The organism is Citricoccus sp. NPDC055426 (assembly GCF_040677445.1).
GTDB lineage: Bacteria > Actinomycetota > Actinomycetes > Actinomycetales > Micrococcaceae > Citricoccus.
The window spans coordinates 29,539-49,303 of sequence record NZ_JBFARZ010000015.1 but is presented as its reverse complement, the minus strand read 5'-3'; the positions used below and the strand labels follow the sequence as shown (position 1 = coordinate 49,303).

Here is a 19,765-nt window from a genome sequence, read left to right as displayed (position 1 = left end):
TACGCCTTAGATCACTTGAGGATCTTGGTGACGCGGCCGGAGCCCACGGTGCGGCCACCCTCACGGATGGCGAAGCCGAGGCCGTCCTCCATGGCGATCGGCTGGATCAGCTCGACCGTCATCTCGGTGGTGTCGCCCGGCATGACCATCTCGGTGCCTTCCGGCAGCGTGATGACGCCGGTGACGTCGGTGGTCCGGAAGTAGAACTGCGGACGGTAGTTCGAGTAGAACGGGTTGTGGCGGCCGCCCTCGTCCTTGGACAGGATGTAGACGTTGCCCTCGAAGTTGGTGTGCGGGGTGATGGAACCCGGGGCCACGACGACCTGGCCGCGCTCCACGTCCTCGCGCTTCAGACCGCGAAGCAGCAGGCCACAGTTCTCGCCGGCCCAGGCCTCGTCGAGCTGCTTGTGGAACATCTCGATACCGGTGACCGTGGTCTTCTGCATATCGCGGATGCCCACGATCTCGACCTCGGAGTTGATCTTCAGGGTGCCACGCTCGGCGCGGCCGGTCACGACGGTGCCGCGGCCGGTGATGGTGAAGACGTCCTCGATCGGCATCAGGAACGGCTTGTCCTTGTCGCGGACCGGATCCGGGATGTAGGTGTCCACGGCGTCCATCAGGTCCTCGACGGACTTGACCCACTGGGGATCACCCTCGAGGGCCTTCAGGCCGGAGGTGCGGATGACCGGGGCGTCGTCGCCGTCGAACTCCTGGGAGGACAGCAGTTCGCGGACCTCCATCTCGACGAGCTCAAGGAGCTCCTCGTCCTCGACCATGTCCGACTTGTTCAGCGCGACCAGCAGTGCCGGCACGCCGACCTGGCGGGCCAGCAGCACGTGCTCACGGGTCTGGGCCATCGGGCCGTCAGTGGCGGCGACCACGAGGATGGCACCGTCCATCTGGGCAGCGCCGGTGATCATGTTCTTGATGTAGTCAGCGTGACCGGGGGCGTCGACGTGGGCGTAGTGACGCTTGTCCGTCTGGTACTCCACGTGGGAGATGTTGATGGTGATGCCGCGCTGGCGCTCTTCCGGCGCGGAGTCGATGGTCGCGAAGTCGCGGGCCTCGTTGAGGTCCGGGTACTTGTCGTACAGGACCTTCGAGATCGCCGCGGTGAGCGTGGTCTTGCCGTGGTCAACGTGGCCGATGGTACCGACGTTGACGTGCGGCTTCGAGCGCTCGAATTTTGCCTTCGACACAGGTTCCTCCTAGAACGTTCATCTGAAGAGACTTCTCAGCCGCGGGTGGCGTGCTGACAACTTGGGAAAGTCTACTTCGATCTGTCTGCTGGTGATAATTCTCCGGATTGGGTCAGGACCGGTCCTGGATCAGGCCACCCGGACCGCCATATGACGCGGACCGACCTTCCGTCCTGTGGTGGATTCGCCCTCCGGATTGCGGGCGGGCCACCTGTCCGTTCCGGCGGCGGGGCCTGTTCTGCACAGGCCCCGCCCCCGTGGCGGACACGTTGAGGGTGTGAACAGCTGCTACTCGCCGCTGTTCTTCTGGATGATCTCGTCGGCCACGGCCTTCGGGACCTCGGCGTAGGAGTCGAACGTCATCGAGTACACGGCGCGGCCCTGGGTCTTGGACCGCAGGTCACCGATGTAGCCGAACATCTCGGACAGCGGGACGTTGGCCTTGACGACCTTGACGCCCTGGGCATCCTCCATGGACTGGATCTGGCCACGGCGGGAGTTCAGGTCGCCGATGACGTCGCCCATGTACTCCTCCGGCGTGCGGACCTCCACGGCCATCAGCGGCTCGAGGATGACCGGGTTGGCCTTGCGCATGCCCTCCTTGTACACCATGGAGCCGGCGAGCTTGAACGCCATCTCCGAGGAGTCGACGTCGTGGTAGGCGCCGTCCAGCAGGGTGGCCTTGACGCCGACCATCGGGTAGCCCGCCAGGATGCCGAACTGCATGGCGTCCTGGATGCCGGCATCCACGGAGGGGATGTACTCGCGCGGGATGCGGCCACCGGTCACGGAGTTGACGAACTCGTAGAACTCGCCGTCCGAGGTGTCCAGCGGCTCGAAGGCCATCTGCACCTTGGCGAACTGGCCGGAACCGCCGGTCTGCTTCTTGTGCGTGTAGTCGATCTTGTCGACCTTCTTCTTGATGGTCTCGCGGTAGGCCACCTGGGGCTTGCCCACGTTGGCCTCGACCTTGAACTCGCGGCGCATGCGGTCCACGAACACGTCCAGGTGGAGCTCGCCCATGCCGCCGATGACGGTCTGGCCGGTCTCCTCGTCCAGGTTCACGGTGAAGGTGGGGTCCTCGGCGACGAGCTTCTGGATGGCGGTGGAGAGCTTCTCCTGGTCACCCTTGGTCTTCGGCTCGATCGCCACGGAGATCACGGGCTCCGGGAAGGACATGGACTCGAGGATGATCGGGTCGTTCACGGCGCACAGGGTGTCACCGGTGGTGGTGTCCTTGAGGCCGATCACGGCGTAGATGTGGCCCGCCACGACCTCCTCGACCGGGTTCTCCTTGTTGGCGTGCATCTGGAACAGCTTGCCGATGCGCTCCTTCTTCCCCTTGGTGGAGTTCAGGATCTGGTCACCCGGCTTCAGGCTGCCCGAGTAGGCGCGGATGAAGGTCAGCTGGCCGAAGAACGGGTGCGCCGCGATCTTGAAGGCCAGGGCCGAGAACGGCTCGTCCTTCGAGGGCTCGCGGGTGAGCGCCTTCTCCTCGTCCTTGACGTCGTGGCCGGTGATGGCGCCGGCGTCCATCGGGTTCGGCAGGTAGGACACCACGGCGTCCAGCATCGGCTGCACACCGCGGTTCTTGAAGGCCGAGCCACAGAACACCGGGTAGGCCAGGGCGTTGATGGTGAGGTGACGCACGCCGGCGACGATCTCGTCGTTGGAGATCTCCTCGCCCTCGAGGTACTTCTCCATGAGCTCTTCGGAGGTGTCGGCGACGGCCTCGATGAGCTCGGCGCGGTACTGCTCGGCCTTCTCGACCAGGTCGGCCGGGATGTCCTTGACCTCGTAGGCGGCGCCCATGGTGACGTCACCCTTGGAGTCGCCCTCCCAGACGAAGGCCTTCATGGACAGCAGGTCCACCACGCCGACGAAGTCGTTCTCGGCGCCGATCGGCAGCTGCATCACGAGCGGCTTGGCGCCGAGGCGGGAGACGATGGTCTCCACGGTGTAGTAGAAGTCCGCGCCCAGCTTGTCCATCTTGTTGACGAAGCAGATGCGGGGGACGTTGTACTTGTCCGCCTGGCGCCACACGGTCTCGGACTGCGGCTCCACGCCCTCCTTGCCGTCGAAGACGGCGACGGCGCCGTCGAGCACGCGCAGGGAGCGCTCCACCTCGACGGTGAAGTCCACGTGGCCCGGGGTGTCGATGATGTTGATCTGGTTGTCGTCCCAGAAGCAGGTCACCGCGGCGGAGGTGATGGTGATGCCGCGTTCCTTCTCCTGCTCCATCCAGTCGGTGGTGGACGCGCCGTCGTGGGTCTCGCCCAGCTTGTGGTTGACGCCCGTGTAGAACAGGATGCGCTCGGTAGTGGTGGTCTTGCCGGCATCGATATGCGCCATGATGCCGATGTTGCGGACCTTTTTGAGGTCAGTCAGCACGTCCTGTGCCACGGTGTCTCCCTAAGGTTTGGGTGGGTGATTCCAGTCAGATGGCGGCACGGCGCCCGGACGCCGTGACAACGGCTTCCGGGCCTCCGTGGGTCACCAGCGGTAGTGGGCGAACGCCTTGTTGGATTCGGCCATCTTGTGCGTGTCCTCGCGGCGCTTCACCGCGGCACCGAGACCGTTGGACGCGTCCAGGATCTCGTTCAGCAGACGCTCGGTCATCGTCTTCTCGCGGCGGGCCTTCGAGTAGCCGACGAGCCAGCGCAGCGCCAGGGCGGTGGCGCGGCCGGGCTTGACCTCGACCGGCACCTGGTAGGTGGCGCCGCCGACGCGGCGGGACTTGACCTCGAGGGCCGGGCGGACGTTGTCCATGGCCTTCTTGAGGGTGGTCACCGGATCGGTGCCGCTCTTCTCGCGGGTGCCCTCCAGGGCACCGTAGACGATGTGCTCGGCGGTGGACTTCTTGCCGTCCACGAGCACCTTGTTGATGAGCTGGGTGACCAGCGGGGAGCCGTAGACCGGGTCGACGACGAGGGGGCGCTTCGGCGCGGGGCCCTTACGTGGCATTACTTCTTCTCCTTCTTCGCGCCGTAGCGGCTACGGGCCTGGCCGCGACCCTTGACACCCTGGGTGTCGAGGGCGCCGCGGACGATCTTGTAGCGGACACCCGGCAGGTCCTTCACGCGGCCACCACGCACGAGCACGATGGAGTGCTCCTGCAGGTTGTGACCCTCGCCCGGGATGTACGCGGTGACCTCGATGCCGCCGTTCAGGCGGACACGGGCGACCTTGCGCAGGGCGGAGTTCGGCTTCTTGGGGGTGGTGGTGTACACACGGGTGCACACGCCACGGCGCATGGGGTTGCCCTGCAACGCCGGGGCCTTGTTACTGACAACCTTCGGTGAGCGGCCCTTGCGGACCAGCTGCTGAATCGTAGGCACTCTTGGACTCTCCGTTGTTTTGGCTTTCAGTCCGGCGGGCACACAGGACGGGCCCGCGTCAACCTGGACTGCTGGTGGTCGTTTTCTTCGCACCCGAGGGGGTTCGCGTGAACGACCGCAGGCGTGCAAAAGTGTGGCATTCGTTGCGCAAGAACCCCGCAACCCGGACTGTGTCCCTGGTGCCACACAAAAACAATTGAGTCCATCCTACCACCCGCTGGCAGTGCCGATGAACCGGTGCTGGCAGGACCGGTGCTTTCTGGACCGGCGCTTCAGATCCCCAGCACGACGCCGGCCCGGCGCCTGCCAGCGGATCTCGCCTCAGGCGTCCGGTGCCGGATGGTTCCGGAAGACCCGCAGGGCGTTGAGCTCGGTGGCCCGGTGATAGGCCTCGCGGCGCACGTCCCGATCGGCCGGGTAGGAGAACGGGCGCACGACCCGCCCCTGCTGCGCCGCCTGGCGGATGCGCTCGCGCTGGCTCGCGGTGGCGTACCGCCGCACCAGGGACATCGGGATGGTGGTGGTCAGCGCGGGACCGGTGGTGGTCACACAGTCCGGGGTGGTGGGGGCGGGGGTGACGGTGTCCGCGCCCAGGTACTCCCCCGCCAGGTACTCCTCCACCAGGTACGGCGCGGGGTTCGCCCCGGCCGCCGTGAGGTAGTAGTGGTTGCGTCCCAGCCGAGGGTTCATCTCCAGGAACTGGGCCTGACCGGTACGGGGGTCGATCTTGGTGTCGAACATCGCGAAGCCGCGCCAGTCCAGGGCCTCCAGCAGGGCGGCCCCCTGCTCGGCGACGACGGGGTGCTGCCCCGCCAGCACCGCGCGGGCGTTGCCCTCGGTGCCCGGTGCGTGGTCCTCCACGATGACCTCTCCGTAGGAGACGAGGCGGGTGGCCCCGGTGCCGTCCCGGAAGAAGGTCGCGATGCCCAGCTGGGAATCGGGGCCCGGCACCAGTTCCTGGACGATCAGCGTCCCCGTGTAGCCGGCCTCGCTGGCCAGGGTGACGAGCCGTTCGATCTCAGCGGCGCCGGAGCCATCCTGGCCGGCCGCCTGGTCGACCACATGGACCTTGCGCCGGCCCTCGAAGCGGATGTCCGCCCAGGCTCCGCCGTCGCCCGCCTTGAGAATCACCGGGAACCGGACCCCGGACTCGTCATCCTCCCCCGCTGTCCCCGTCCCGCCCAGCCCCGCGGCGAACCGCCGCGCGGCCTCGGGAGTGTGCGAGCCGGCGTCGTAGGTGGTGGTCTTCGGGTAGGGCACCGCCAGCTGCTCGCAGAGCGCGTAGAAGTTCTCCTTCAGGGCGGCCGCGTCCAGCGACTCCTCGTCCGGATAGGGCACGGTGTAGCCGGCGGCCGACAGCGTGGCGCGGTGGCGGACGGCGAACCGCACGAGGTGGTCATAGCTGGCCAGCAGCAACAGGGGGCGGTCCGGTGCGGCGCCGGTTCGGCGCAGCTGACCGGCGACCCGCACGAGGGCGTCGATCACGGGCTGCTCCTCCGTCATCGGGCCGGCGGGGAAGGCCTGCAGGATCCGCGAGTGGCGCAGGTTGCGGTTGACCGTGGTGGGCGCCACGGCGGAGATGACGCCGTAGGCCTCGTGGAACTCGCGGGCCAGGGAATAGGCGCCCACATCCCCCCCGGTGATCACGGGGACGAAGGGTTGCTCGGGGGGTACCTCGGTCGAAGCCATGGCCTCGATGCTACCGGCGGGGCAGCCCACCGGAGGCTAGGGTGGGGGCGTGCCAGATCTAGCCTCCACCCCCAGTTCCCGCCCCCTCACCGTCCGCCGGATCACCCGCGCCGAGCACGGCCGATTCCTGGCGGAGCACCCCGAGGCGTCCTTCCTCCAGAACCCGCAGTGGCCCGGCGTGAAGATCGACTGGCGCGGGGACTCGGTGGGCTTCTACGACGGCGAGACCCTCCGCGCGACCGCCCTGGTGCTGTTCCGCCGGCTCCCCGTTCCGCTTCCCGTGCTGAAGAGGCGCTCCCTGGCATATGTGGCCGAAGGCCCCGTGTTCGACCGCACCGGTGGTGATGCCGTGGTGGACCTGGAGTCCGTGCTGGTGCCCCTGGTGCAGTACCTGAAGTCCCGGGGCGCCTTCCTGGTCCGGGTGGGACTGCCCGGCGTGGTGAACCGCTGGGACGGCGCCGAGGTGCGCAAGGCCCTCGCGGCCGGTGAACACCGCTCCGTCACCCAGCTGGAGCCGATCCACACCGCACCGGAGGCCGCCGAGGTCCGCGAACGGCTCACCGCCCTGGGCTGGCGCGCACCCGCTGAGGCGGAGGAGTTCGAGGCCGGCCAGCCGCAGTTCCAGGCCCGCATCCCCCTGCAGCCCGAGCTGGATGCCCCCGGCCCGGACGGCACCGGCGCGGAGCCGAACAAGAACGGCGAGTCCCCCGCCCTCGAGGCGGCCCTGAACCGGATGGACTCGACCTCCCGCCGGCAGACCCGCAAGTCCACCCGTTCCGAGCTGACCATCACCGTGGGCACGGCCGAGGACCTGCCCGCCTGGCAGGCCCTGTACGAGGAGACCGCCACCCGGGACGGCTTCACCGGCCGGCCGCTGGCCTACTTCCAGCGCATGTTCGCCGAGCTCAACGCCGGTGGGCCCAGGGCCGCGGGGAGCGGCAGCGGGGACACGGCCGCGGACACCGAGTGCACCCTGTACCTGGCCCACTACGGTGAGCAGCTGCTCGCCGCCGCGATCTACGTGCGCCAGGCCCGGTTCGGCTGGTACGTCTACGGCGCCTCCTCCTCCGAGGAGCGCAAGCGCTACGCCCCCCGCGCCCTGCAGCTGCGCCAGATCAAGGACTCCCTGGCCGCCGGCTGCACCTGGTTCGACCTCGGCGGGATGTCCCCCTCACTGGACCCCGAGTACGAGCTGGCCGGGCTGACCCGGTTCAAGACGACCATGGGGGCGGACGTGGTCCAGACCTACGGCGAGTGGGACTACCCCGTGAACCGGGCGCTGGCCGCCGCGTTCAACCTGTACATGTCCCGGCGGGGCTGAGACTCCGCAGGCCGAGACCCCGCGGGCCGAAACGCTCCTAGTGCCCGAACTCGTCCGCATCCAGGAAGGTGTCGGACGGGGTGGCCGAGTCCAGCGCGTCCACCGCGGCCAGGTCCTCGGCGGTCAGCTCGAAGGAGAACACGTCCAGGTTCTCCCGCTGGCGCTGCGGGTCCGCGGACTTCGGCAGGGCGATCCGGCCCTGCTGCACGTGCCAGCGCAGCACCACCTGGGCCGGCGTCCGGTCCAGCCGTGAGGCGATCCGCGCGATCGCGGGCTGCTCCAGCAGCTCACGGCCCCGGCCCAACGGGGTGTAGGCGGCCGTCAGCACGCCGGCGGCGGCGTCGGCCTCCTGCACGGCGGGCTGGGCGAACACCGGCTGGCAGTGGATCTGGTTGACGGCCGGCACCAGCCCGGCCTCCAGCACCGCCTGCAGGTGCGCGGGCTTGAAATTGGATACGCCCCAGGAGCGGATGAGCCCGGTCCCGGTCAGTTCGGCCAGGGCCTCGCACGCCTGCACATACCTCCCGTGCTCCGGGTTGGGCCAGTGCACCAGGTACAGGTCGAAGTACTCCAGGCCGGCCCGCTCGAGCGCGGCCTCCAGCCCGGCGCGCACGCTCTCCGCCGGCCCGTGCCACTCCCGGTTGAACTTCGAGGTCACGAACACCTCGCTCCGGTCGATCCCGGACCCGACGACGGCCCGCCCCACCGCGTCCTCGTTCCGGTAGTTCTCGGCCGTGTCCAGATGCCGGTACCCGGCCTCGAGCGCCGTGGAGACGGCCTCGGTGCACTCGGTCCCGGTCATCGGCCAGGTGCCGAGCCCGAGCAGCGGGATGCGCACGGTGGCGTCGCCGGTGGGGATGTTCGTGCCGGAGAGGGGAGCAGAGACTTGGGTGACCATGGCTCCCAGCCTGCCATGCCGGCGTCGTGCGGTGTACCTTGAGGGCGTGATCGTCCCCGATTCCCCCCAGAACGCCGTGGCGGTCGCCGATCACTACGACGAACTCGATCCGGTCTATCGGCTCGTGTGGGGAGAGCATGTCCACCACGGGTTCTGGGCGACGGGCCGCGAGACGTCCGCCGAGGCCGTCGAGGCGCTGGTCGACACGGTCGGCAACCGGCTGCTGCTGAGGCCCGGCGAGGCATGCGTGGACATCGGCTGCGGCTACGGCTCCACCGCGAGGCGGCTCGCGGCGACACGCGGGGTCCGGGTGACCGGGGTGACGCTCTCAGCCGCACAGGCCGACTACGCGGCAGCGCACCCCGCACCCGGCGTGGACATCCGTCGGGGCGACTGGCTCGCCGACGGCATCGCCGACGAGATGGCCAACGGGATGGCCGACGGTTCGGCCGATGCCGCCTGGGCGATCGAGTCGAGCGAGCATATGGTCGACAAGCCGGGGTTCTTCGCCCAGGCGCACCGCGTGCTCTCGCCCGGCGGCCGCTTCGTGGTCTGCGCGTGACTCGCCGAGACGGGGGCGGGCGGGTGGAAGGAACGGCACCTGCTCGAGCCGATCTGCCGGGAGGGACGCCTGCCCTCGATGGGCACGCGCGAGGAGTATGAGGCGATGGCCCTCGCGGCGGGCTTCTCGGTCACCGGCTATGAAGACGTCAGCCGGCGCGTCGCGCGCACGTGGACGATCTGCGCCCGTCGGCTGGCGAAGGCCCTGATCCTCGATCGCGAGATGCGCCGCCTCGCCCGGGGCGCCCGCAACCGGGTCTTCATCCTGGCCATCCCCCGCCTGATCCTGGCCTACCGCACCGGCGCGATGCGCTATGGGATCTTCACGCTGACGAGGGAGAACTGACGAGGGAGAACTGACGAGGAACTCGAGGCACCACGACGGCGGGGACCCGGAGATCACCGGTTAAAGCACAGAGTGACCTGACCCCGTCACAACGGTGGGGGTCAGGTCACTCTGCGCCTAGACGGTTGGACCGTCAGCGGTGTTCAGCAGCGCTGTTCAACGGAGGCGATCAACAGCGGCACTCAGCCGCGGAAGTCGCCGCCCATGCCGTAGTCGTCCAGGCTGATCGCGTGGAACTCCGGCGTGCCGGACTGGTCGAGCCCCGGGTAGTCGAAGTCCGCGAAGCCGGCCGGCCCGGTGAACAGGTTGGCCTTGGCCTCCTCGGTGGGCTCCACGTTGACCTTGGTGTAGCGGTCCAGGCCGGTGCCGGCCGGGATCAGCTTGCCGATGATCACGTTCTCCTTCAGGCCCAGCAGCGGATCCGACTTGCCCTCCATGGCCGCCTGCGTCAGCACGCGGGTGGTCTCCTGGAAGGACGCGGCGGACAGCCACGAGTCGGTCGCGAGCGAGGCCTTGGTGATGCCCATGAGCTCGTCACGGCCGGAGGCCGGCTGGCGACCCTCGGCCACGGCCTGGCGGTTCGCCGCGGTGAAGCGCGCACGGTCCGTCAGCTCGCCCGGCAGGAGGTTGGTCTCCCCGGACTCGATGACGGTGATCCGGCGCAGCATCTGGCGGACGATGACCTCCACGTGCTTGTCGTGGATGCCCACACCCTGGGACTGGTACACGTCCTGGACCTCCTGGACCAGGAACTTCTGAGCGGCCCGGGGACCGAGCACGCGCAGCACCTGCTTCGGGTCCACGGCACCGGCCACCAGCTGGGTGCCGACGCCCACGTGCTCGCCATCGGCCACCAGCATGCGCGAACGGCGCAGCACCGGGTAGGCGATCTCCTCGGAGCCGTCGTCCGGGGTCAGCACCAGGCGCAGCTGCTTCTCGCTGTCCTCGATGTTGACGCGGCCGGCGACCTCGGAGATCGGGGCCACACCCTTCGGGGTACGAGCCTCGAAGAGCTCTTGGATACGGGGCAGACCCTGGGTGATGTCGTCCGCGGAGGCCACACCACCGGTGTGGAAGGTCCGCATGGTGAGCTGGGTGCCCGGCTCACCGATGGACTGGGCGGCGATGATGCCCACGGCCTCGCCGATGTCCACCAGCTGACCGGTGGCCATGGAGCGGCCGTAGCACTTGGCGCAGGTCCCGACGGCGGACTCACAGGTGAGCACGGAGCGCACCTTGATCTCGGTGACGCCGGCGGCGATGAACGCGTCGATGGCGACGTCGCCGATGGCCTCCCCGCCCTGGCCCAGGACGGTGCCGTCCTCGGCCGTCACGTCCACCGCGAGGGTCCGGGCGAACGAGGAGTTCTCCACGGTCTCGTGGCGCACCAGCTCGCCGTCGGCATTGGGCACGCCGATGACCTCGGTCAGGCCGCGCTCGGTGCCGCAGTCCTCCTCGCGGACGATGACGTCCTGGGAGACGTCCACCAGACGACGGGTCAGGTACCCCGAGTTGGCGGTCTTCAACGCGGTGTCCGCGAGGCCCTTACGGGCACCGTGGGTGGCGATGAAGTACTCGAGCACGGACAGGCCCTCCCGGTAGGAGGACTTGATCGGACGCGGGATGATCTCGCCCTGCGGGTTGGCCACCAGGCCACGGATGCCGGCGATCTGCCGGACCTGCAGCCAGTTGCCACGGGCACCGGAGGTCACCATGCGGTTGATGGTGTTGAGCTTCGGCAGCCCGTCCTTCATGGCCGCGGCGACCTCGTCGGTGGCCTTGTTCCAGATGTCGATCAGCTCGGAGCGGCGCTCCTCGTCGGCGATCAGGCCCTTGTCGTACTGGGCCTGGACCTTCAGCGCCTGGTCCTCGTAGCCCGTCATGATGGCGGCCTTGTCGAATTCCGAGGTGATGTCCGAGATCGCCACGGTGACGCCCGACCAGGTGCCCCAGTGGAAGCCGGCATCCTTGAGGTTGTCCAGCGTCGCGGCGGTCTGCACCATCGGGTAACGCTCGGCCAGGTCGTTGACCAGGGCGCCGAGGGTGCCCTTGGTCGCCTGGGTGGACAGCCACGGGTAGTCGGCGGGGAGCAGCTCGTTGAACAGCACCACGCCCAGGGTGGTGTCCAGGATCACCGGGGCACCCTCCTCCCAGCCCTCGGGGGCCGGGGACTGGGCGGAGGGGACGAAGCCCTCCACCGTGATCCGGGCCGGGGCGTTCAGGTGCAGCTGGCCGGCGTCGAAGGCCATCAGGGCCTCGGCGACGGAGGAGTACTCGGTGCCCGCACCGGTCTCGTCCTCACGCACGGTGGTGAGGTGGTTGAGACCGATGATCATGTCCTGGGCCGGGACGGCCACGGCGCGGCCGTCGGAGGGCTTCAGGATGTTGTGGCTGGAGAGCATCAGCAGCCGCGCCTCGGCCTGGGCCTCGGGGCTCAGCGGCAGGTGCACGGCCATCTGGTCACCGTCGAAGTCGGCGTTGAAGGCGCCACAGACGAGCGGGTGCAGCTGCAGTGCCTTGCCCTCCACCAGCATCGGCTCGAAGGCCTGGATGCCGAGGCGGTGCAGGGTGGGTGCACGGTTGAGCAGCACCGGGTGTTCGGTGATGACCTCTTCGAGCACGTCCCACACCTGCGGGCGGAAACGCTCCACCATCCGCTTGGCGGACTTGATGTTCTGGGCGTGGTTCAGGTCCACCAGGCGCTTCATCACGAAGGGTTTGAACAGCTCCAGCGCCATCTGCTTGGGCAGGCCGCACTGGTGCAGCTTGAGCTGCGGGCCCACCACGATCACGGAACGGCCGGAGTAGTCCACGCGCTTGCCGAGCAGGTTCTGACGGAACCGGCCCTGCTTGCCCTTGAGCATGTCGGACAGCGACTTCAGCGGGCGGTTGCCCGGTCCGGTGACCGGACGGCCGCGGCGGCCGTTGTCGAACAGGGAGTCGACCGCTTCCTGGAGCATCCGCTTCTCGTTGTTCACGATGATCTCGGGGGCCCCGAGGTCCAGCAGGCGCTTCAGGCGGTTGTTGCGGTTGATCACACGGCGGTACAGGTCGTTCAGGTCGGAGGTCGCGAAGCGGCCACCGTCCAGCTGCACCATCGGGCGCAGCTCCGGCGGGATCACCGGGACGGCGTCCAGGACCATGCCCAGGGGCGAGTTGTCCGTGGTGAGGAACGCGTTGACGACCTTCAGGCGTTTCAGGGCGCGGGTCTTGCGCTGGCCCTTGCCGGTCTTGATGATCTCCCGCAGGGACTCGGCCTCGCCCACGAGGTCGAAGGTCTCGAGGCGCTTCTTGATGGACTCGGCGCCCATGGAGCCCTCGAAGTACTGGCCGTACTTGTCACGCATGGCACGGAACAGGCCCTCGTCGCCCTCGAGGTCGGCGACCTTGAGGTTCTTGAAGCTGTCCCAGATCTTCTCCATCCGGTCCAGCTCGGCGTCGGCCCGCTTGCGGATCTGCGCCATGGTCTTGTCCGCGGCGTCACGGGCCTTCTTCTTCTCGGCGGCCTTGGCGCCCTCGGACTCCAGCTTGGCCAGGTCCTTCTCCAGGTCACCGGCGACGGCGGCGATGTCGGCATCGCGCGTGTCCGCCAGGTGCCTGGTCTCCTGGTCGTGCTCGGCCTGCAGGTTCGGCAGGTCCGCGTGGCGGGCCTCGTCGTCCACCGAGGTGATCATGTAGGCCGCGAAGTAGATGATCTTCTCGAGATCCTTCGGGGCCAGGTCCAGCAGGTAGCCCAGGCGTGAGGGCACGCCCTTGAAGTACCAGATGTGGGTGACCGGGGCGGCCAGCTCGATGTGGCCCATCCGCTCGCGGCGGACCTTGGAGCGGGTCACCTCGACGCCGCAGCGCTCACAGATGATGCCCTTGAAGCGGACGCGCTTGTACTTGCCGCAGTAGCACTCCCAGTCCCGGGTGGGGCCGAAGATCTTCTCGCAGAAGAGTCCGTCCTTCTCCGGCTTCAGGGTGCGGTAGTTGATGGTCTCGGGCTTCTTGACCTCGCCGAAGGACCAGTTGCGGATCTCGTCCGCGGTCGCGAGGCCGATACGCATGTGGCCAAAGGATGAGTTGTCGTTGGACATGGTCCGTTGAACTCCTGATTTCTAGCGTTGATGAAGTCTGGGGTGGGCGGGGAACTGAGGTGCTGCTCAGACCTCTTCGACCGAGCTGGGCTCGGCGTGGGACAGGTCGATGCCCAGTTCCTCGGCGGCCCGGAAGACTTCATCGTCCGAGTCACGCATCTCGATCGTGGTGCCGTCGGCGGAGAGGACCTCCACGTTCAGGCACAGCGACTGCATTTCCTTGATGAGGACCTTGAAGGACTCGGGAACGCCCGGCTCCGGGATGTTCTCCCCCTTCACGATGGCCTCGTAGACCTTCACCCGGCCGTGGATGTCATCCGACTTGATGGTCAGGAGCTCCTGCAGGGTGTAGGCGGCGCCGTACGCCTCCAGGGCCCAGACCTCCATCTCACCGAAGCGCTGGCCACCGAACTGTGCCTTACCACCCAGCGGCTGCTGCGTGATCATGGAGTACGGGCCGGTGGAGCGCGCGTGGATCTTGTCGTCCACCAGGTGGTGCAGCTTCAGCATGTACATGTAGCCCACGGAGACCGGGTCCGGGAACGGCTCGCCGGAGCGGCCGTCGAACAGGGTGGCCTTGCCGTTGGTGCCCATCAGGCGGTCGCCGTCACGGGTGACGTTGACGTGGCCGAGCAGTCCCTCGATCTCATGGGCCTCGGCACCGTCGAACACCGGGGTGGCGACGTTGACGGGACCGGAGGAGCGCGGGAAGTTCGGCAGGTCCTTGATCCACTCGGGCTCGCCCTGGATGTCCCAGCCGCGGGAGGCGGCCCAGCCCAGGTGCAACTCCATGACCTGGCCCAGGTTCATACGTCCCGGAACGCCCAGGGGGTTCAGGATGATGTCCACGGGGGTGCCGTCCTCGAGGAACGGCATGTCCTCCATGGGCAGGATCTTGGAGATGACGCCCTTGTTGCCGTGGCGGCCGGCCATCTTGTCGCCGTCCGTGATCTTGCGCTTCTGCGCCACGTACACGCGGACCAGCTGGTTCACGCCCGGGGGCAGGTCGTCGTCCTCGTCGCGGTCGAAGATCCGCACGCCGATCACGGTGCCGGACTCGCCGTGGGGCACCTTCAGGGAGGTGTCACGCACCTCGCGGGACTTCTCGCCGAAGATGGCGCGCAGCAGCCGCTCCTCCGGGGTCAGCTCGGTCTCGCCCTTCGGGGTCACGCGGCCCACCAGGATGTCCCCGGCCTCGACCTCGGCGCCGATGTGGATGATGCCGCGCTCGTCGAGCTGGGCCAGCACCTCGTCGGAGACGTTCGGGATGTCCCGGGTGACCTCCTCGGCGCCCAGCTTGGTGTCACGGGCGTCCACCTCGTGCTCCTCGATGTGGATCGAGGTGAGCACGTCCTCGGAGACCATGCGCTGGGACAGGATGATGGCATCCTCGTAGTTCAGGCCCTCCCAGGGCATGAAGGCCACCAGCAGGTTCTTGCCGAGCGCCAGCTCGCCGTGGTCCGTGGCGGGGCCGTCGGCGATGACCGACAGCTTCTCCACGCGGTCACCCTCGGTGACGCGCACCCGCTGGTTGTAGGCGTTGCCCTGGTTGGAGCGGGCGAACTTCATGATCGGGTAGTGGCGCATGGTGCCGTCGTCGTTCATGACGGTCACGAGGTCGGCGGCCACCTCGGTGACGACGCCGGGGGCGTCGGCCGTGATGGAGTCGCCGGCATCCACCGCGATGTACTTCTCCATGCCGGTGCCCACCAGGGGCGCCTCGGCCTGGAGCAGCGGCACGGCCTGGCGCTGCATGTTCGCACCCATGAGGGCGCGGTTGGCGTCATCGTGCTCCAGGAACGGGATCAGCGCGGTGGCGGCCGAGACCATCTGCCGCGGGGAGACGTCCATGTAGTCGATCTCGTCCACGCCGGACAGCACGGGCTCGCCGCCGCCGCCGCGCTGGCGGCAGAGCACGAGGTCCTCGGCGAAGGAGCCGTCCTCGTTCAGCGGGGCGTTGGCCTGGGCGATCTGGGCTTCCAGCTCGTCATCGGCGGTCAGGTAGTCGACCTGCTCGGTCACGATGCCGTCCACGACCTTGCGGTAGGGGGTCTCGATGAAGCCGAAGGGGTTGATGCGGCCGAACGTCGCCAGCGAGCCGATGAGGCCGATGTTCGGGCCTTCCGGGGTCTCGATGGGGCACATGCGGCCGTAGTGGGACGGGTGCACGTCACGGACTTCCATGCCCGCACGGTCACGGGACAGGCCGCCCGGGCCGAGCGCGGACAGGCGCCGCTTGTGGGTCAGGCCCGCCAGCGGGTTGTTCTGGTCCATGAACTGGGACAGCTGGGAGGTCCCGAAGAACTCCTTGATCGAGGCCACCACGGGGCGGATGTTGATCAGGGTCTGCGGGGTGATCGCCTCCACGTCCTGGGTGGTCATCCGCTCGCGCACCACGCGCTCCATGCGGGACAGACCCGTGCGGATCTGGTTCTCGATCAGCTCGCCCACGGCGCGGATGCGGCGGTTGCCGAAGTGGTCGATGTCGTCGACCTCGACGCGCACGTCCACGGCCTCGCCGCCACGCTGGCCCGCGATGGTCTTCTCGTTGGCGTGCAGCGCCACGATGAAGTGCACCATCTGGACGATGTCGTCCTCGGTCAGCACGGAGGCGTTCGGGTCACCCAGCGGCATGTCCACGCCGAGCTTCCGGTTGAGCTTGTAACGGCCCACCTTCGCCAGGTCGTAGCGCTTCGGGGTGAAGTACAGGTTGTTCAGCAGGTTCTGCGCGGCGTCCACGGCGGCGGGCTCGCCCGGGCGGAGCTTGCGGTAGATGTCCAGCAGCGCCTCGTTCTGGCCCTCGGTGGGGTCCTTCTCGAGGGTGGCGCGGATGGAGTCGTACTGGCCGAACTCCTCCAGGATGCGGGACTCGCTCCAGCCCATGGCCTTGAGCAGCACGGTCACGGGCTGCTTGCGCTTGCGGTCCAGGCGGACGCCCACCTGGTCACGCTTGTCCACCTCGAGCTCGAACCAGGCGCCACGGGACGGGATGATCTTCGCGGTGAAGATGTCCTTGTCACTGGTCTTGTCCGGGGTGCGCTCGAAGTAGGCGCCGGGAGAACGGACGAGCTGGGAGACGACCACGCGCTCGGTGCCGTTGATGACGAAGGTGCCCTTGTCCGTCATGAGCGGGAAATCGCCCATGAACACCGTCTGCTGCTTGATCTCGCCGGTGTTGTTGTTCATGAACTCGGCCTTGACGTACAGCGGGGCCGCGTAGGTGGTGTCGCGCTCCTTGCACTCGTCCACCGGCATCTTAGGGTCCGAGAACTCCGGCTCGGTGAAGGACAGGGACATGGTGCCCTGGAAGTCCTCGATCGGGGAGATCTCCTCGAAAATGTCCGCGAAGCCGGAGGTGGACGCCACGGAGTCGTCACCGATCTCCTGCGCGTGGGCCACGCGCTCGGCCCAACGGTCATTGCCCACGAGCCGGTCGAACGACTCGGTCTGCAGGGCCAACAGGTCCGGGACATCCAGCGGCTCATGAATCTTCGCGAACGAGAGTCGGCCGGCACTGGCGCCGGAGCGGGGCGAGACGCCCCCGGGGAAATTAGCGGTATCGGTATTTGAGGTGCTCGAGGCGACCAAGAGGGATCCTTCCACAGACCGTCTTTACTTCCGTGCCCTCCCCCACATGAGGTCCACAACGCCGGGGCCCACCGCTATTTGAAGGCCAGACCGGACGCCACGCCGCCGTCACCCCGTCATATCAGCAGACATCATCGGCAGACATGGACGAGGGCAGGGCACAGTGGACTTAGGGGAGACGTAAGGAATCATCCTAACCATCCCGAGGCGGGAAGTCCAGTCACCCCCGCGTGCCGCCGCCGGAGTAGTCGGAGCCTTGTGTTAGGGGCGCGCCTGGGAGGCATGCGTTGGCGGCATGCGTTGGCGGCATGCGTCAGAGGCATGCGTCAGAGGCGGCGGTCCCCCAGGACCGGCCAGCGCCCGACGCCGGCCGTCACCGCCCGCTGCAGCCCCGGCCCCAGCGGGCGTTCGACCCAACGGTGCAACAACCACGCGGCGCCGAGCACGGCGGCCAGGGCGACCGCCAGAACCGCCTGGCGCGGCAGGTGGGGTGAGAGCAGCATGATGAGCCACCACCCCCACAACTGGTGCAGGAGGTACACGGGGTAGGTGAGCTGCCCGGCCAGGGTCATCCCCGGAACCTTCAACCGGGCCAGCGGGGTCAGCACCGTCACGGCCACGAGCGCGAACAGCACGGCGGCGATCACCACGAAGCCCCAGAACGGGTAGTCGTAGCCGGTGAGCTTCGCGGTCTCCGGCTGCTGCACCCGGGCGGACCAGAGGCTGCCGATCGCCACGTTCAGCAGCAGGGCGCTCCAGCGCAGCGGCGTGTGGCCGAACTTGAAGAGCAGGAACAGGGCCATGCCACCGGCGAAGAGCGCCGAGTACTGCGGGAAGAAGACGTGCTCCACCCAGGACACCGGCAGTCCGGCCGTCCCCAGGCCGAAGTAGAGGCCGTTGCCGAGCAGGGGCCACGCCAGGACGAAGGCCTGCACCCGGCGCACGGTCATCCCGATCAGGGTGAAGGCCAGGATCCACAGGTAGAACTTCATCTCCACCCACAGGGTCCAGTACACGCCGTCGAGGTGGCCGACCCCCAGCCCGCCCTGGAACATCGTGAGGTTGGCCGGGATGTCCGAGGGGCTGCGCTGGGAGCCCATCTCCGGCCAGATCACGAAGATCAGGGTGGCGGTGGCGAGCACGGCCACCCAGTAGGCGGGATACAGGCGCCCCACGCGGGAGCCGATGAACCGTGCCGGGGACTTGCCGTAGGAGGAGAGCAGGATGACGAAGCCGGAGATGATGAAGAACAGCTGGACGCCGAGGGCGCCCACGGAGCTGAACTGGCTCAGCCACGGCCAGGCCCCGGCGGCCGGATCCCCGTGGCGCCCCCAGTGCCCGTGATGCCAGGCCGTCCAGTGGAAGAGCACCACCGCGAGGGCCGCGAGCAGCCGGAGGCCGTCCAACAGCGCCAGGCGGGGCCGCGCGGTGACGGGCGCTGCCGCGGGCGCGGCCGGCGTCGTGCCCCGGATCCTCCGCCCCGCCGGCTCAACCTGTGCTTCACCCCGCGGCTCGACCCGCGGCAGCTCCGTGGTCGCGACCATGCTCGGCCCCCTCCCTACACCGTCTTTATCGTTTCGTGACCCTACGGACGCTGTCTGAACGGACGCTGGGAGCCAACCCTTAAACACCGAACGGCCCCACCCTCCCCGCACAGCGGGTCGGATGGGGCCGTTCAGACAAGCAGGCAGCGGCTCGGCCGTCAGGGCCGGGCCGCACACATCACTTGAGGGTGACGCTGGCGCCGGCGCCCTCGAGCTGCTCCTTGGCCTTGTCGGCAGTCTCCTTGTTGACGCCCTCCAGGACGGCCTTCGGAGCGGAGTCGACCAGTTCCTTGGCTTCCTTCAGACCCAGGGAGGTCAGAGCGCGGACCTCCTTGATGACGCCGATCTTCTTCTCGCCGGCGGACTCGAGGACCACATCGAACTCGGTCTGCTCTTCCTCAGCGGCGGCCTCGCCACCGGCGGCCGGAGCGGCGCCTGCGACGGCGACCGGGGCAGCAGCGGTGACCTCGAACTTCTCCTCGAAGGCCTTGACGAACTCGGAGAGCTCGATGAGGGACAGCTCGGAGAAGGCCTCGAGCAGTTCTTCGGTGGACAGCTTAGCCATGGTGGGCTCCTTTACTTCCGCGTATTCACGGATGACGCGGATGATTCTTCACGGATGTGATGGTGTGTTGGCCGCACGGGCGACCGGGGTGATTCAGGCCTGCTCTTCGGCCTTCGCACGCAGGGCGTCCACGGTGCGGACGGCCTTCGAGAGCGGGGCCTGGAACATGTAGGCCGCCTTGTGGAGGTTGCCCATCATGGCACCCGCCAGCTTGGACAGCAGGACCTCGCGGGACTCAAGGTCCGCGAGCGTCTTCATGCCGGCCGCATCGAGGAACTGGCCCTCCATGTAGCCACCCTTGACGACGAGCGCCTCGTGGGTCTTGGCAAAGTCACGCATCGCCTTGGCCGCGTCCACCGGGTCACCGGAGACGAAGGCGATTGCGGACGGACCGGTCATCTTGCCCTTGAAGGCGTCGACGCCGGCCTGATCGGCCGCAATCTCGGTGAGCGTGTTCTTCACCACGGCATAGGTCGCGTTCTCACCGAGTGCACGGCGAAGCTCCTTGAGCTCCGCCACGGTGAGTCCACGGTATTCCGTCAGCACGGCTGCGGTGGAGGTGCGGAACAGCTCCGCCAACTCCGCCACAACAGCGTTCTTCTCAGACGTCGCCATGGCACTCCTTCCATTGCAG

14 protein-coding genes are annotated in these 19,765 nt (G+C 68.1%); 3 read left to right on the top strand and 11 right to left on the bottom strand.

All coding sequences use genetic code 11. From position 1 onward, the window contains the following. Nucleotides 1-11: 11 nt before the first annotated feature. From tuf to AB0K08_RS15800, 5 genes are all read right to left on the bottom strand, one after another. Nucleotides 12-1,202, bottom strand: a complete 1,191-nt coding sequence (gene tuf / locus AB0K08_RS15820) for an elongation factor Tu (RefSeq protein ID WP_363356101.1) — start codon at nucleotides 1,200-1,202, stop codon at nucleotides 12-14. A gap of 288 nt (nucleotides 1,203-1,490) precedes the next feature. After that, nucleotides 1,491-3,605 carry an elongation factor G gene (gene fusA, locus AB0K08_RS15815; RefSeq protein ID WP_363356099.1) on the bottom strand — a complete coding sequence of 705 codons (2,115 nt, stop codon included), beginning with the start codon at nucleotides 3,603-3,605 and terminating at the stop codon, nucleotides 1,491-1,493. Between the two features lie 90 nt (nucleotides 3,606-3,695). After that, nucleotides 3,696-4,166 (bottom strand): 30S ribosomal protein S7, encoded by a 471-nt coding sequence (rpsG, locus tag AB0K08_RS15810; RefSeq protein ID WP_309811924.1) that lies wholly within the window; start codon nucleotides 4,164-4,166, stop codon nucleotides 3,696-3,698. Continuing rightward, nucleotides 4,166-4,540: a 30S ribosomal protein S12 gene (gene rpsL, locus AB0K08_RS15805; RefSeq protein WP_363356096.1), complete on the bottom strand. Its 375-nt coding sequence runs from the start codon at nucleotides 4,538-4,540 to the stop codon at nucleotides 4,166-4,168. The genes rpsG and rpsL overlap by 1 nt, the downstream gene beginning before the upstream one ends. Before the next feature lie 321 nt (nucleotides 4,541-4,861). After that, on the bottom strand, nucleotides 4,862-6,229 hold the full coding sequence (locus AB0K08_RS15800) for a hypothetical protein (protein ID WP_363356094.1): 1,368 nt from the start codon (nucleotides 6,227-6,229) through the stop codon (nucleotides 4,862-4,864). Nucleotides 6,230-6,278: 49 nt separating this feature from the next. Between AB0K08_RS15800 and AB0K08_RS15795 the strand changes: the two genes are divergently transcribed. After that, the gene (locus AB0K08_RS15795) at nucleotides 6,279-7,550 is read left to right on the top strand and encodes a peptidoglycan bridge formation glycyltransferase FemA/FemB family protein (RefSeq protein ID WP_363356092.1); all 1,272 of its coding nucleotides are present in this window, start codon (nucleotides 6,279-6,281) and stop codon (nucleotides 7,548-7,550) included. A 37-nt stretch (nucleotides 7,551-7,587) separates the two neighbouring features. Here the strand turns inward: AB0K08_RS15795 and AB0K08_RS15790 are convergent, their stop codons facing one another. Further along, entirely contained in the window at nucleotides 7,588-8,448 is an 861-nt protein-coding gene (locus AB0K08_RS15790; RefSeq protein WP_363356091.1) for an aldo/keto reductase, read from the bottom strand. A gap of 46 nt (nucleotides 8,449-8,494) precedes the next feature. Between AB0K08_RS15790 and AB0K08_RS15785 the strand changes: the two genes are divergently transcribed. Both AB0K08_RS15785 and AB0K08_RS15780 read left to right on the top strand, forming a co-directional pair. Then, nucleotides 8,495-9,010 (top strand): class I SAM-dependent methyltransferase, encoded by a 516-nt coding sequence (locus AB0K08_RS15785; RefSeq protein WP_363356089.1) that lies wholly within the window; start codon nucleotides 8,495-8,497, stop codon nucleotides 9,008-9,010. A 78-nt stretch (nucleotides 9,011-9,088) separates the two neighbouring features. Further along, nucleotides 9,089-9,355 carry a hypothetical protein gene (locus tag AB0K08_RS15780; protein WP_363356087.1) on the top strand — a complete coding sequence of 89 codons (267 nt, stop codon included), beginning with the start codon at nucleotides 9,089-9,091 and terminating at the stop codon, nucleotides 9,353-9,355. Between the two features lie 182 nt (nucleotides 9,356-9,537). On the opposite strand, the gene AB0K08_RS15775 is transcribed toward AB0K08_RS15780, so the two are convergent. The 5 genes from AB0K08_RS15775 to rplJ form a co-directional block, all read right to left on the bottom strand. Further along, nucleotides 9,538-13,434: a DNA-directed RNA polymerase subunit beta' gene (locus AB0K08_RS15775; RefSeq protein ID WP_363356084.1), complete on the bottom strand. Its 3,897-nt coding sequence runs from the start codon at nucleotides 13,432-13,434 to the stop codon at nucleotides 9,538-9,540. Between the two features lie 66 nt (nucleotides 13,435-13,500). Further along, nucleotides 13,501-17,022 (bottom strand): DNA-directed RNA polymerase subunit beta, encoded by a 3,522-nt coding sequence (gene rpoB, locus AB0K08_RS15770; RefSeq protein WP_363356082.1) that lies wholly within the window; start codon nucleotides 17,020-17,022, stop codon nucleotides 13,501-13,503. Between the two features lie 326 nt (nucleotides 17,023-17,348). Beyond that, nucleotides 17,349-18,566 (bottom strand): acyltransferase, encoded by a 1,218-nt coding sequence (locus AB0K08_RS15765; protein WP_363356079.1) that lies wholly within the window; start codon nucleotides 18,564-18,566, stop codon nucleotides 17,349-17,351. Nucleotides 18,567-18,744: 178 nt separating this feature from the next. Next, entirely contained in the window at nucleotides 18,745-19,131 is a 387-nt protein-coding gene (gene rplL / locus AB0K08_RS15760) for a 50S ribosomal protein L7/L12 (protein WP_363356078.1), read from the bottom strand. A 93-nt stretch (nucleotides 19,132-19,224) separates the two neighbouring features. Then, the gene (gene rplJ / locus AB0K08_RS15755; RefSeq protein WP_363356076.1) at nucleotides 19,225-19,746 is read right to left on the bottom strand and encodes a 50S ribosomal protein L10; all 522 of its coding nucleotides are present in this window, start codon (nucleotides 19,744-19,746) and stop codon (nucleotides 19,225-19,227) included. Nucleotides 19,747-19,765 lie beyond the last annotated feature (19 nt).